Annotated in this window: 12 protein-coding genes; 4 read left to right on the top strand and 8 right to left on the bottom strand. The window is 50.8% G+C overall.

The window, feature by feature from the left end:
- Nucleotides 1–53 precede the first annotated feature (53 nt).
- Nucleotides 54–857, top strand: coding sequence for a phosphatase PAP2 family protein (locus tag H8S65_RS06725; RefSeq protein WP_186929226.1), 804 nt, complete (start codon nucleotides 54–56; stop codon nucleotides 855–857).
- Between the two features lie 67 nt (nucleotides 858–924).
- Here the strand turns inward: H8S65_RS06725 and H8S65_RS06720 are convergent, their stop codons facing one another.
- Nucleotides 925–2,433 (bottom strand): GH3 auxin-responsive promoter family protein, encoded by a 1,509-nt coding sequence (locus H8S65_RS06720; protein ID WP_186929225.1) that lies wholly within the window; start codon nucleotides 2,431–2,433, stop codon nucleotides 925–927.
- Nucleotides 2,434–2,553: 120 nt separating this feature from the next.
- Complete coding sequence (locus H8S65_RS06715) at nucleotides 2,554–3,450, bottom strand: sugar phosphate isomerase/epimerase family protein (protein ID WP_186929224.1); 897 nt, start codon at nucleotides 3,448–3,450, stop codon at nucleotides 2,554–2,556.
- A 106-nt stretch (nucleotides 3,451–3,556) separates the two neighbouring features.
- Here H8S65_RS06715 and H8S65_RS06710 point away from each other — a divergent pair, with 106 nt between their 5' ends.
- The gene (locus H8S65_RS06710; RefSeq protein WP_186929223.1) at nucleotides 3,557–4,570 is read left to right on the top strand and encodes an ATP-dependent 6-phosphofructokinase; all 1,014 of its coding nucleotides are present in this window, start codon (nucleotides 3,557–3,559) and stop codon (nucleotides 4,568–4,570) included.
- Nucleotides 4,571–4,573: 3 nt separating this feature from the next.
- Here the strand turns inward: H8S65_RS06710 and rnc are convergent, their stop codons facing one another.
- Genes rnc through H8S65_RS06695 form a run of 3 tightly spaced genes read right to left on the bottom strand, consistent with a single transcriptional unit; the run spans nucleotide 4,574 to nucleotide 7,019 of the window.
- Nucleotides 4,574–5,494, bottom strand: coding sequence for a ribonuclease III (gene rnc, locus H8S65_RS06705; RefSeq protein WP_186929222.1), 921 nt, complete (start codon nucleotides 5,492–5,494; stop codon nucleotides 4,574–4,576).
- Between the two features lies 1 nt (nucleotide 5,495).
- Nucleotides 5,496–6,761 carry a beta-ketoacyl-ACP synthase II gene (gene fabF, locus H8S65_RS06700; RefSeq protein WP_186929221.1) on the bottom strand — a complete coding sequence of 422 codons (1,266 nt, stop codon included), beginning with the start codon at nucleotides 6,759–6,761 and terminating at the stop codon, nucleotides 5,496–5,498.
- Between the two features lie 21 nt (nucleotides 6,762–6,782).
- Nucleotides 6,783–7,019 (bottom strand): acyl carrier protein, encoded by a 237-nt coding sequence (locus H8S65_RS06695; protein ID WP_005639879.1) that lies wholly within the window; start codon nucleotides 7,017–7,019, stop codon nucleotides 6,783–6,785.
- Nucleotides 7,020–7,173: 154 nt separating this feature from the next.
- Between H8S65_RS06695 and purN the strand changes: the two genes are divergently transcribed.
- Nucleotides 7,174–7,743 (top strand): phosphoribosylglycinamide formyltransferase, encoded by a 570-nt coding sequence (gene purN / locus H8S65_RS06690; protein WP_186929220.1) that lies wholly within the window; start codon nucleotides 7,174–7,176, stop codon nucleotides 7,741–7,743.
- Between the two features lie 115 nt (nucleotides 7,744–7,858).
- Here the strand turns inward: purN and H8S65_RS06685 are convergent, their stop codons facing one another.
- Nucleotides 7,859–10,528: a TonB-dependent receptor gene (locus H8S65_RS06685; RefSeq protein WP_186929219.1), complete on the bottom strand. Its 2,670-nt coding sequence runs from the start codon at nucleotides 10,526–10,528 to the stop codon at nucleotides 7,859–7,861.
- Nucleotides 10,529–10,539: 11 nt separating this feature from the next.
- Nucleotides 10,540–11,730, bottom strand: a complete 1,191-nt coding sequence (locus tag H8S65_RS06680; RefSeq protein ID WP_186929218.1) for a DUF4925 domain-containing protein — start codon at nucleotides 11,728–11,730, stop codon at nucleotides 10,540–10,542.
- A gap of 155 nt (nucleotides 11,731–11,885) precedes the next feature.
- Here H8S65_RS06680 and H8S65_RS06675 point away from each other — a divergent pair, with 155 nt between their 5' ends.
- Nucleotides 11,886–12,737 carry a helix-turn-helix domain-containing protein gene (locus H8S65_RS06675; protein ID WP_186929217.1) on the top strand — a complete coding sequence of 284 codons (852 nt, stop codon included), beginning with the start codon at nucleotides 11,886–11,888 and terminating at the stop codon, nucleotides 12,735–12,737.
- 8 nt (nucleotides 12,738–12,745) lie between these two features.
- Here H8S65_RS06675 and H8S65_RS06670 read toward each other — a convergent pair whose 3' ends face one another.
- The gene (locus H8S65_RS06670; RefSeq protein ID WP_186929216.1) at nucleotides 12,746–13,945 is read right to left on the bottom strand and encodes an MFS transporter; all 1,200 of its coding nucleotides are present in this window, start codon (nucleotides 13,943–13,945) and stop codon (nucleotides 12,746–12,748) included.
- Nucleotides 13,946–13,949: the final 4 nt, after the last annotated feature.

Raw genomic sequence — 13,949 nt, 5'->3', positions numbered from 1 at the left:
GTGATGTAAGAAGATTTTTGTTCCTTTGGGGGCGAAAATCAATAAGGTAATTAGTGAAATTTTTTATTTGCATCCTGCTGGTATTACTCCAGTTTACAATATTTACAACGGTAGGGGCGGTTCGCGAACCTTCCTTGCCTGAACCGGTCTTATGCCTTTCCGTGTCCGATACGGGGGCACGGGACAGTACATCCCGGATGTCCGTCGTCGAATATAAATTCAAACCGAAAAGCCTGATCCTTCCCGCTTCCCTGATAACAGTCGGGGCGATTGGCACTGCCATAGACGGGATGAACGATTTCCACCTCTTTTCCCGCAAGGATTCCGTCAAGAAGATACGGATCGACGATTATATGGAATGGGGCATGTTGGGTTGGGTATTCGTATGCGACCTGATGGGGAAGGAGAAGCATAATTGGGTGGATCAGCTTTGCTTAGTCGTTATAGCCGAAGGCTTCAATGCCGCCATGACACGGACGGTGAAATATACGGTGAACGAGATTCGCCCGGACGGCGGTCCTCATTCTTTCCCTTCCGGGCATACGGCTAATGCCTTTCTGGGTGCGCATATCGCCTGGAAGGAGTTTAAGGATAGCAGTCCCGTACTGGCTTATTCGGGTTATGCGTTGGCGACCTTTGTCGCCTGTTCCCGTCTGTATAATAACCGGCATTGGGTGGCGGATGTGGTGGCAGGAGCCGGCTTCGGTATCCTCTCCGTCGAACTCGCCTACCTGACCTATTTCCCTATCCGCAACGCGATCGCCCGCAAAATCAATATGAAGGGAAGCGACCGCCTGATCGTCGCCCCGACGCTTAGCCCCGATGGAGGCGGCCTTTATCTGTCTTGGAAGTTTTGAGAAATATCATCTGCACGCAACAAGCGACACACCCCTATTTTTTAATTCTTAATTCTTAATTTTTAATTCATAAAACCTCTTCCAACTCCTCAATAAACGTCCGGTCATTACTGAGACGGGGAATTTTGTGCTGGCCTCCTAATTTACCTTTCCGGCGGAGCCATTCGTAGAAGGTCCCTTCACGGGCTACTCGTATCTCCAAAGGTTGGAGAGAAATTTCTTTATAGCGTTTGGCTTCGTAGTCGGAGTTGAGCTGCTGCAAAGTTTTATCCAGAAGAGCTGCAAAGTCATCCAGCGAAGGCGGCATTTTCTCGAACTCGATCATCCACTGATGACGGCCTTTAGCCTTGTCGAGCATAAAGAGGGGAGCGGCGGTGTATTCTTTCACTTTGGCCCCCGTCAGGCGGCAGACGCTGCTGATCGCCTTGTCGGCATTGTCAACCATCAGCTCTTCCCCGAAGGCATTGATATAGTTCTTGGTACGTCCCGATATCACGAACTTGTGCGGATAAAGGGAGGTGAAACGGACCGTGTCGCCGATCTGGTAACGCCACAATCCGCCGGAGGTAGTGATCACCATCGCATAGTTTTTCCCCACCTCTACGGCTTCTAACGGAAGGACGGTCGGGTGTTCGCTGCCCACCTCGTTAATCGGTATGAATTCATAGAAGACGCCGTAGTCGATCATCATCAGCAGGCTGTGTTCCGACGGATCGTCCTGGAGGCCGAAGAAACCTTCCGACGCGTTGTAGGTTTCCATATAATGCATCCGGTCCGAAGGGATCAACGCCTTGTACTGGTCCCGGTACGGCTCGAAACTGATCCCGCCGTGGAAAAATACTTCCATATTGGGCCAGACGTCCGTCAGGTATTCGCATCCCGCCTTTTGCAGTACCGCCTTGATCAGCACCAACATCCACGAGGGGACGCCGGAGAGGCTGTTCACGTCGGCTTTCCAGGTGCTTTCGACGATCGCCTTGATCTTGCTTTCCCATTCATCCATCAGGATGATCTTTTTGTCGGGGACGCGGATCAGGTTGACGAGCGGGTTCAGGTTCTGCAACAGGACGGCCGAAAGGTCTCCGCAGTGCGCATTCCGGTTCAAAGGGGAAGGGCTGTGGCTTCCGCCTAAGATTAGCCCTTTGCTGGCAAAGAAATGGCTGTCGGGATTATTCCGGAGATAGATGGAGACGGTGTCGAAACCGCCTTTGTAATGACACCCTTTCAGGATTTCGGGCGTGACGGGAAGGAATTTGCTTTTGTCGTTCGTGGTGCCGCTGCTTTTTGCGTACCACCGCACGACCGAAGGCCAGAGGATATTCTTTTCTCCGTTTATCATACGGGTGACGTATGGCTTCAGGTCGTCATACGTTTGCAGGGGAATCCGCTCACAAAAGTCTGCATATCCCCTGATGTTTTTGTAGCCGTATTTCAAACCCCATTCTGTATTCCGGGCGGCAGACAGAAGGGACTGCAACTGCTTGTGCTGAATGGTGTCTGCATCCTGCGCAAACCTTGCGATCTCTTTTTGCCGGGGGCGGAAGAGTAGTGATATCGTATTTGTCAGAATATCCATGCTCCTGTTGTTTGAATCAGGTGCAAATGTAGTAAACAATGGACAATAGACAATTGACAATAGACAATTATTTTGATTTTCAGTCGCAAAGCCCAATTGTCAATTGTCCATTATCAAAGGTCAATTCTCAAGCCCTTTTTTACAATATTCCACGCACTTCTTGACTTCCTTGACTGCATCGGAGCCTTGCGGAATCTCATATTCCAGTTCGATATCGCAGTAGATCGGCCATTTGTTCTTTTGGATCAGTTGAAGGACCTCGTAAACCGGGGTGTCGCCTTCGCCGAAAGAACGGTTCTTGTCGGGATCGGAAGCGGTTTTAGCCGTTTTGTCTTTGATATGGATGCTGACGATACGGTCGTGCAGGCGTTCGATAATGCCGTTCGGATGCAGGCCGCTTGCGCCGAAATAGTGTCCGGCGTCGAGGTTCAGCATCAGCTTCGGGCCGTATGCCAGGATATCGTCGAAGCTGAATTTCGGGTTGCCGGGCTGTCCGTGGTTGTGGAAGATCACATACAGGTTATGTTTCTCTGCAAACGGAGCCATACGTTTGGCTGCCTTTTCGGAGATTTCCATCGTGATGCCTTTGGCGCCGATCGCCTTGCAGGCGTTGAACGCATAGTCGATCTCTTCGTCCGACCAGTCCGGGCTGCCTAATTTCAGGATATGGATGCCGACGCCTTTCTTGGCGAACATCTTGCGCACGTCCTTGTATTTGCTCATCGGAACGGACAGGCGCCATTTCTTCAAAGCCTCTTTGTCTTTGGTCTGGGGAATCCCTAAGTAGTTTTCAACCGTGTAGCCCATCAGTTCGGCAGAACTGACGCCCGATTGAACATAGTAATCGAGGGTTGCTTCGAGCGATTGGTCCGGCATGCTCCGGAAACTGTAGGAGATAGCTCCGATCTGTACGCCTCCGAACTTGGAATCCGGTTTCTGGGCGGTGATAGTCGAACAACAGGCAATAGCCATTAACACAATAAGAGTCAAAACTCCGGGTAAATGATACTTTTTCATGATATGATAGAATTAGATGAATAAAACACACGTGAATAATAAGTTTCCGGTAAAGATACGATAATTTTCTTATCTTTGTGCAACAAGTACTTAATCCCAAAAAACAATGAAAATAGGTATCCTTTCCTCCGGCGGCGACTGTCCCGGAATAAACGCCACGATACGCGGTGTCGGTAAAACGGCCATTATGCACTATGGCATGGAAGTCATCGGCATACACAGCGGCTTTGTCGGCCTGCTGAATAAAGATATCCAGGCTTTCGACGAACGCAGCCTTTCCGGTATCCTGAACCTGGGCGGTACGATCCTGGGAACTTCCCGCGAGAAACCTTTCCGTAAACTCTTAGCTTCAGGCGAAAGCGAGAAGCCGCAGCTCATCAGGCAGAATTATGAAGAACTCGGCCTGGACTGCCTCGTCTGCATCGGCGGCAACGGGACGCAGAAAACCGCCGGCATGCTCTCGGCGATGGGGCTGAACGTGATCGGCGTGCCGAAGACAATCGATAACGATATCTGGGGAACGGACATAACGTTCGGTTTCGATACGGCTGTCAACATCGCGACCGAAGCGATCGACCGCTTGCATTCGACCGCCAGTTCGCACAAGCGGGTGATGGTGGTCGAGGTGATGGGACACCATGCCGGCTGGATCGCACTGTATGCCGGGATGGCCGGAGGCGCCGATGTGATCCTGCTGCCTGAACTGGGCTTTGACATGGGCAAGATAAACGAAGTGATCCTGGACCGTGCCCGCCGTGGCAAGCCTTATTCCATCGTGGTTGTGGCCGAAGGGATCGAAACGCCCGACAAGGAGCGTCCTTCCGTCTATGTGACGCGTGTTATAGAGGAGGCTACCGGGATCGAAAGCCGCGATACCGTTTTGGGATATATCCAGCGCGGAGGTAATCCTTCCCCCTTCGACCGTAACTTGGCTACCCGCCTGGGAGGACATGCTACGGAGCTGATCGCGAACAGACAATTCGGGCGTATGGTCTGTATGAAAGGGAATGAAGTCGAGTCGATCCCTCTGGCCGAAGTGGCCGGTAAACTGAAACTGGTAACCCCCGAACATGATCTGATCATTCAGGGAAAACGGATGGGAATATCGTTTGGAAATTAAAAATTAGCTTTCGGCGGGAACGGCTTCCATGCTTGTTTCCGCTTTTCTTTTTTCCGTGCCGTTCATTTCCATTTCTGCCGTTTCCTGTCCATTGTTTTCTACGGCTTCTTCAGGGAGTTCCTCGAACTCGTTATCGGCTGTGTTCTCGCCGGTTTTCTTCTTCTTGAGTTCCGAGATGAATTGCTGGAATGTTTTGTCGGTCCGCAGTTTCTTGATCGCCATCTTGGCTGCGCTCTGCTGGGATTCCTTTTTCGAATAGCCGATGCCTACGCCTATCTGCGTGTCGGAAAGCGTCACGCCTGTCTGGAACACCGGGTTCCCGTCGTTATCGGTAAACGATTCGATCAGGTCGAACGATATTTCGAGCTTGTTCTTCTGGCTCCATTCGATCAGGCTCGATTTGAAGTTGACCTCTTTGCGGGCGATCGTTTCCAGGTTGACATATTTCTTGATGAGCACATTCTGGATGAAGTTATAGCAAACCTCGTAGCCCTGATCCAGGTAGATCGCACCGATCAATGCTTCGAGGGCATTTCCATACATGTGGTTGTTGTGGGAGCTCAGTTTGGCGGAGTACACGACCATCTTGTCGAGTCCCAGTTCGACGGCAACGCGGTTCATCGTTTCGCGCTGTACGATTTTGGAGCGGGTGTTGGTGAGGAATCCCTCCCGCTTGTTCTGGAAGTGTTTGTAAACGATATCGCCTACGACTGCATCCAATATGGCATCGCCCAAAAACTCCAACCGTTCGTTGTTCAGCCATCTGCCGTCACCGCTTTCTACGGAAGAGGATTTATGGAGGAAGGCTTGTTCATAAAGGTGGATGTTATCGGGATAAAAACCGAGTATCTTGTATAAAGAAGAATAAGGCTCCTTACCCATGTTCTTGAGGAGCCTTATTCTTTTGTATAGCTTTGTAAACACGTTACTTCACAAATTTTTTAACAATAGCACACGCATTGTGACCGCCGAACCCGAAGGTGTTGGACAGTGCTGCCCGTACTTCTCTTTTTTGAGCTTTATTGAATGTGAAATTCAGTTTATAATCTATTTCAGGATCATCATCGCCATCCGCATGGTTGATCGTCGGAGGAATGATACCGTCGTTTATTGCCTTGATGCAGAGTATTGCTTCGATCGCTCCGGCTGCACCCAAAAGGTGTCCGGTCATTGATTTCGTCGAACTGATATTCAGATTGTAAGCGTGATCTCCGAAAACTTCCTTGATCGCTTTTGCTTCCGAGATATCTCCTACCGGGGTAGAGGTTCCGTGAACATTGATGTAATCGATGTCTTCCGGATTCATTTCGGCATCTTCCAGTGCGTTACGCATAACCAACTTCGCTCCTAATCCGTCCGGATGGGAAGCAGTCAGGTGGTAAGCATCGGCAGACATGCCGGTTCCGGCAATCTCGCAATATATTTTAGCTCCACGAGCCAAAGCGTGTTCCATTTCTTCCAGGACCAGACAGGCTCCGCCTTCTCCCATTACGAATCCGTCACGGCTTGCGCTGAACGGGCGGGAAGCGGTTTCGGGCGAATCGTTGCGGGTCGACAGCGCGTTCATCGAGTTGAACCCGCCGACACCTGATTCCGAAATAGCGGCTTCGGCGCCACCGGTTATAATCACGTTCGCTTTTCCCAGACGGATATAGTTGAACGCGTCACTGATCGCGTTGGTAGAAGATGCACAAGCTGATACTGTCGCAAAGTTGGGGCCGTGGAATCCGTAAAGCATGGAGATATGTCCGGCTGCGATATCGGAGATCATCTTCGGGATGAAGAACGGATTGAACTTAGGACCGATCGTGTCTTTGGTCTTTGCATATCCTAAAACTTCTTCGTCGAATGTCTTGATACCGCCGATACCAGAGGCAAAGATAACGCCGATACGGTTCTTGTCCTCGTTGTCCAAGTCCATAGCTGCGTCTTCAATCGCTTGTTTTGCGGCATTTATTGCGAATAAACTATAACGGTCACACTTGCGGGCTTCCTTCCGATCCATTACTGTCAACGGGTCGAAGCCTTTTACTTCGCATGCAAATTGTGTCTTGAATTTGGATGCATCAAACTGAGTAATAGGCCCGGCTCCACTCTTCCCATTGATAATACCTTCCCATGTTTCCGGAAGAGTATTACCAAGAGGAGTAATAGCTCCAAGACCTGTTACCACAACTCTTTTTAATTCCATACCTTTAATTAAAAGGATTGATTACTTCGCGTTAGCTTCGATGTAAGCAATGGCGTCGCCTACAGTTGTAATCTTTTCTGCTTGATCATCAGGAATAGAAATACCGAATTCTTTTTCGAATTCCATAATCAGTTCTACAGTGTCAAGAGAGTCTGCTCCTAAATCGTTAGTAAAGCTTGCTTCGTTTGTAACTTCTGTTTCTTCAACACTTAATTTGTCAACGATGATAGCTTTTACTCTTTCAGCAACTTCAGACATAACTTTTTCAATTTAGATTAATAAATACGAATATACTTTTTAAATTTGCAGTGCAAAGAAAAGAATTTTTTATGTTACAAAACAAATTTAATGAGCTAAAAATGCGGAAAACTGCACATTTTTTCTTTTCTTGTGCACAAAAACAGGGGAAAACATGAAAAACGTAGCAATTTTTGCCTCCGGGTCGGGTACGAACGCAGAGAATATCGCCCGATATTTCTCTAAAAGTGAAACTATTAAAGTGGCGGTTGTTTTGTCTAACAACCGGAACGTAGGCGTGCATGCCCGTGTGAACAAGTTGGGGGTTCCTTCTTTTGTCTTTTCGAGGGAGGAATTTGCAGACGGTGGACCTGTCCTGGCGAAACTTGCTGAATACGATACGGACCTGGTTGTCCTTGCCGGCTTCATGAATAAGATTTCCGATCCCCTGTTGAATGCCTATCCGGGCAAAATCATCAATATTCATCCAGCCCTTCTGCCTAAATACGGCGGCAAAGGCATGTACGGGATGCACGTGCACGAGGCGGTAGTTGCCGCCGGCGAGAGGGAAACCGGCATTACCATCCATTACATAGACGAGCATTACGACGAAGGGAAGGTTATCTTCCAGGCAAAATGTCCCGTCCTGCCGTCCGATACGCCGGAAGAGGTCGCCACCAAAGTGCACGCGCTGGAATACGCCCATTATCCTCATATTATAGAAGAACTGATAGGTGAGCAGTAAAAGTTCCCCTTCGATGAAACTTTTGTTTCCTGCATGTGAAACTTTTGTTTCCTGCCGGAGAAACTTTTGTTTCATGCGCGGGAAACTTTTTGAAACTCCCGGAGAAAAACCTGTATCAGAAGCTCGCGCTCAACTGCATGACATAGGTGCGGGGTGCTGAAACCAGCATCGGGCGCGTACTGTATTCCTTGTTGAACAAGTTGTTTACCATAAATTGGAAGGATAGTTCCTTCGTGATCTTCACGCCTGCACGCAGGTCGACCACGCAGTAGGGCGTGTTGTTCTTCGCCCAATAGGAGTGAAGCGTTTGCCCGTTCACGTTGCCGAAGAGGATGTCGCGCACGTAGTCCATGATTTCCGGCTGTTCCTTCTCCCGCTCGTCCACCATCAGGTAGTCGACGGCCAGCGTCTTGCTTTTCCACGCGATATTAGTCCCCAGCGTCAGCCGCTTCCACTGGAAGTCGAGGACGGCTTTGACCGTATGTCTGGGACGGTATTTCAGATATTTGGATGTGTTGGACTTCTCTTTCATGCGCATCGGATCGTCGTAGGTAGCTTCTTCCTCGTTCTTTTTCTTGTAGTCGGCGTCTTCCGGTTCGATGAATACATATCCTAAGTTGTAGCTCAGCGTGGCGTTCGGGTTGAACGTGTAGACACCGTTCGTACTGATTTCCGCCCCGTAGATACGTGCTTTCGAAACGTTGTAGAACTGTGCGCCGAATCCCGGCAACTGGCCCTGGGTGACCATGTTCAGCAGGTCGCGCGTGCCGTTGATATACTGGTATGTCGTATTGTTGAAGATCCCGAAGCGGAACTCGATCATATCGGTATATTGAGTGTAGAATCCCGCCAGGTCGAAGAATCCCATCAGGTTGCCGAACTTATATCCCTGTTTGAAGCCTAATTCGGCGTTCACGCCCTTTTCGGCATTCACCTCCTTGTTCGGGTACACGCCGACGCCGCCGATGTCTTTGCGGGCATATTTTTCGGTCAGCGAAGGATAGCGGTAGCCCTGTCCGAAACTGGCGCGGACAAAGCTGTAGTCGGCAAGCTGGTAGTTCAGTCCGGCGCGGAAGATCGGTTTGACCGGAATCCGGGTCCCGAACAGTTTGGTATCCGCCTCCCTGAGGTAGTTGTCCACCCGGTAGTATTCGGCACGCATGCCGGCCGATACGCTCAGGCGGTCGAAGAAACGCTGGTCGTACTGGACGAACAGGGCGGCGTTGTCGCTGTCGTGCGTCCCGGTCGTTTTCGAAACGCTTTTCATGTGTTCGTAGGTCGCCCCGGCGGTGATCTGGCTCCCGCTGTCCCATTTCTTATTGAACTGGTAGTCTACATAGTAGGTGTAGTTCTTGTCCGTCCCTTTGGGAACATTCTCCTTGTTGTTGTTCATCACCCAGGAGATCAGGTCGCAGTAATCGGCTGTCGTGGCAGTCGGGAATACCCCGTTCAGGATGTTGACGGCCCCGTCCACGATCCCGTTCAGGTCGCCTTGCAGTATCGGCTGGATCAGCGGGAAGAACGGGCTGTAGTCTCCGTTCTTGATGTTGTCGATATAGGCGGTGACCGTGGCGGCATCGCTTCCCATATCGCCTAAGATGTCGTCGAGCGACTTGCGGCTGGAACTTCCGTCGATGATATTGTCTCCCCGGTAATAGAAACGGGTTTTGATCTTATGCGAGGTGTTGTTGTTCGGATTGGTAAAGTTGAAGAACGGGTCGATATAGAAGGTGTTCCCTTTGCGCCCCATATTGGCGATAGACGACGGCTGGTAGACTTCCACCGGCGAACGCCAAATGAAGAAGTCGGCATATTTGTCGGCCAGGTAGTTGAAGTTGAACCCGTAGTTCAGGAGCTTACCTTCTTTCATCGGATGGTGGTACGTCATATTGCCTCCGAACCGCAGGCGCCGGTTGTATCCCTGCTCGCGGTATCCGTCGTCGGAAAACAGGTTGAGCCCTCCCGACACGTCGAAATTCCCGATCCGCCGAGCATGCGAGACGTCCGCCCCTTCATATTCGTCGTGAGCCGGATGGTCGTAGATCCCGACATAGGCACGGGCGCTTGTGGTCGGCGTGAGTCCCGGACGCTTCGTGCGGATGTTGATCACCCCGTTCAGGGCCGATGAACCGTAGAGCACGGAAGACGCCCCCTTCATCACCTCTACCTGCTCGATATTTTCGAGCGGGACGATGTTCCAGTTGATCACTCCGTTGCCCGAACTCAGAGCGCTCATGCCGTCCACTAAGACAAGGCTGCGCGAACCGACCCCGTATGTCCAACCGTTTCCGCCGCGGATGGAGGGCTGTTTGTCGTTGATATCCACGCCCGGCATCGTGTTCAGTGTCGAACTCAGGTCGGTAGGAGCCTGCTTGGCGATATCGCCCGCTTTCAGCAGATCCATCGAAACGGTGACGTCGCTTAGTTTCTGTTCGAAGCGTCCGGCGCTGACCACCACGTCTCCCAGCAGGTTCGCTTTGATGTTCATATAGACATCTTTTGTCTTGACATCCCCTTTGCGGAGTACCAGCGGGAGCTGTTCGTTTTCATATCCGATATAGCTGAACAGGAGGTCGATCCCGCCGTCCGGCAGCACGATTTCGTAGGCTCCGTCGGCATCCGATATGGTTCCGTTCGTGTCTCCGTTTATTTTCTTGTAGGTGATGTTGACACCCGGTAGCGGTTCATGGGTTTCCGCGTCATAGACGTGCCCTTTCACCGTTTGGCCGAATGCGGCTCCGGTGAAGAGCGACAGGGCGAAAATCAGGATATATAGCTTTTTCATGCGGATTGCTTTTAGTTGACAGGTTTGTCCTTGTATAAATAGATGCCGATCTCGATGGGAATTGCGTTCAGCTCCTGGCTCAACTGGTCCAGGATCGCGCCGAGCGTCTTTCCTTTCAGGAGTATGCCTGCGATACTTGCGAACTGGGGCGGGATCAGGTCGCCGATCAGGTCCATGACAGGCGCGTTAAGCGTTTCTTCCGGAATAAAGACCTTTACGATGTCCAGCAGGGCGAACAATTCCTGTATTTCCGATTTGTCGAGGAGCAGGATGATATCGCCTTTTGCCGGGTCTTCGCTCTCGCGGATCGTCATTTTGATGCCGGTTGTAGACCAGGTGTTGATCTTCCGGTAGGCGGCTAAGAGCGCATTCTCCATGGAGTTCTCGCCGGAGCCGGCTTTCGTCTGCTTGTTTGTCATCACCTGGCGGATGATCATGTCGATCTGCGGGATTACATATATCGATGTATTGTCCTCCACATAATAAGTCGCCAGGTTGGGAGGCGAATCGGTCCAGTCGTTTGCCGGATGTTTGACATAGCTGCTTATCAGGCTTCCTATCTGGATCGAGTCGGGCAGGGGCGCATAGCGGGCGATGATGTTTCCGTCCGCCTGGAAGGTCAGATCGTCCAGCACGGAACTGATCAGGTTGCTGACCAGCCTGCCGCCCACCAGGTTATACAGCATTCCGGTCATCGTCTGCATGCTGCCGTTGTCCACATTATAATAAGAGGCGTTTTCATGTGCGACATGCCAGGTCCCGTTCGCCGTCAGCCGGTTTTCCGGAATCGTGATGTCCGACAGTTCCAGCGCCAGCCTTCCGGCCTGTATGTTGCCCTGGTAATGAAACGCCGTGCCGTTTGAAGCAGTCGCGTCGCCACTGAAGGAATAGCTGCCGGGACTTGCCGTCAGAGAGACGCCGGCAATAGTCGTTTCTTTATCGTGCGGTAGTACATATTTAAGAATGATGTGTGCGGTTTTCCCGTCATCCGTCTTAAATTCCGCATCTTTTCCGATGAATGTATTCCCGTTGTAGCTCAAAATAAGGGAATCTCCGTTGGCCGGGGCGCTTAGTTTGTTGGAATAGGTCCCGCTCAGTTCCGCCGGGGCAAGGCCGTCATGGTCATTATCGTCATTGCAGGATATCAAGAGGATAGCCAGCATCATGGCGCAAAGGGAACTGCATATTGATTTTCTGTTCATCTATTTCGTTTTTAGTCATACTATATGATGATACAAAGAACAGGCTTAAGTTTGAAACAAACAATCTCCATGTTTAGGAATAAATATTCTATTTTTAAGATTGTTAGGCAGACTAAGCATATTTTGCTACTTTTGAAACAACAAAACGATGTTTTATGAAGATAGACGTTGACTTGCCTAAATTCGATATCCCGAAGGATTTTATCGTAGGCGATGGTATTACGGGCGACATCCTGAACATGTACGGGCTTTTTCCCTGCAAGATAAAAGCGGGCGTGTTTGCCTTTTGTACGCGGGGGACGATCCGTGTGACGATAAACCTGGATGAACATACGGCGCGGGCGAACGATTTCATCACCTTGCTGCCTAACAACTTTATCCAGATCCATGAGGTGTCGGAAGATGCCGAGGTCTGTTTCGTCGCTTTTTCTTCCCGTTTCCTGCAAAGCATCAATTTTATCCGGACGATCTCCAACCTGATCGTTACGATCATCGAGAATCCGGTAGTCTCTTTGTCCGCTAATGCCGCCGCTATCTATAAGGATTTTTTCTCCCTGCTGGTACGGGCGGACAACGATCCTGACTCTATCCTCTTTACCGACAGTCTGAAACCGGTCCTCGACCTTCTGATCCAAGGAGTGGTCAATATGTACAGGAAGTTCAATACCTGGAAAGAACCGGTCCTGAGCCGTGACAAGGAAATCGCCCGCGAGTTCGTGCAGCTTGTCTGGCAATATTATACGAAAGAGCGGAGCGCCTCCTTCTATGCAGGCAAGCTGCGGATCACCTTGCCGCATTTCTGCTACGTGATCAAAAAGACGACCGGGATGACGGCCCTCGATATTATTGCCAACGTCGTGATAATGGACGCCAAAGCCCAACTGAAATCAACGAATCTCCCGATAAAGGAAATCTCTATCGGGTTGGGGTACAGCAATGTCGCTTTCTTCGACAAGTATTTCCGCCGCTACGTGGGAATGTCGCCGCTGGAGTACCGCAACAGCTAAGCCGCCCCTTACCTCAGTTTGTTCCGGTTGAAATGAGGTCCGGCTTTCAATAAAAAGAACAATGTCGAAAGAATTGTCAGGCACGCCCCGAACAGGTAAGCATGGTTGAACCCTCCGAAAGCCTGCGCAATACTTCCGCCTGTCATCAGCCCGATACCGATCCCCACATCCCAACTGGTCAGGTAGGTGGAAGTCGCTGTTCCCCGCTGGCTGTTGGGAGCCAAGTTCACGAACAGGGTGTTGAAAGCCGGGAACATCGTGCCGAATGCGACTCCTTGTGAAAGGGCGATCCCGATATACAGATAAGAGGTGAAGGCCGGGTTCCATCGCATCAGCCTTTCAAGGGCTGCCAGCCCGAAGAAGCTGGCGGCGGCAAGATACATTCCCAACGAGATGACCAACGTAATCCTTCCTTTGTCGACCTGCCGTCCGGAGAACATGCGCGAGACGGCCAGACCGATCGCCATAAAGGTGAAATATAATCCCGAATTGACGGAAATCCCGATTTCATCGGCATACATGGCCACGTATGTGGTCGTCATGCCGTAGGGGATGGAGAGCAGCAGCAAAGAGATGCCAGCCCAGGTCCCTTTCACCAAAAAGAAACGGTCCAGCGAGATCGGTTCCTTCTTTATCGGCTGCTTCTGCGGCGTTTTTACTAAATAGGCCATGATGAATCCGAGAAAACAGGAGAGGAGCGAGCAGGCGAAAATCGTTTCGTAGGAGAAGCTGGTGTGCATGAACAGCCCTGTCATCGGCCCGAAACTCATAGCCGTATTGTTTGCCAGCCCGTAATAGCCGATCCCCTCGCCGCGGCGGGAAGAGGGCAGGATGTCGATCACGATCGTATTGCCCGACACCGTCACCATGCCGAAGGCGAAACCGTGCAAGATGCGGAGCGCGATAAAGATGCTCAGCAGGCTGGCGATCATATATCCGGCGAAGATGACCATGAAGACGGAGTAAGCCAACAGGTACAACGGTCGTCTGGCGAATGTGTCCAGCAGATACCCGGAGAACGGACGGATGCAAAGAGCGGCAATGGTATAGCACGACAGGATAAAACCGATCATCGATTTATCCGCATCGAACTGGTTTTGCAGGTAAAACGGCAGGACCGGCAATATCAGATAAAATGCGAAGAACAACAAAAAGTTGGCTGCTAAGATATAGCAGAAGCTGGGCGAAATGAGTTTGTCTTTTGCCATCGTT

Origin of the sequence: Parabacteroides hominis (assembly GCF_014287585.1) — a bacterium.
Lineage (GTDB): Bacteria > Bacteroidota > Bacteroidia > Bacteroidales > Tannerellaceae > Parabacteroides > Parabacteroides hominis.
Note: the sequence above shows the minus strand (reverse complement) of the source record. Positions and strands in the feature narration are given on the sequence as shown.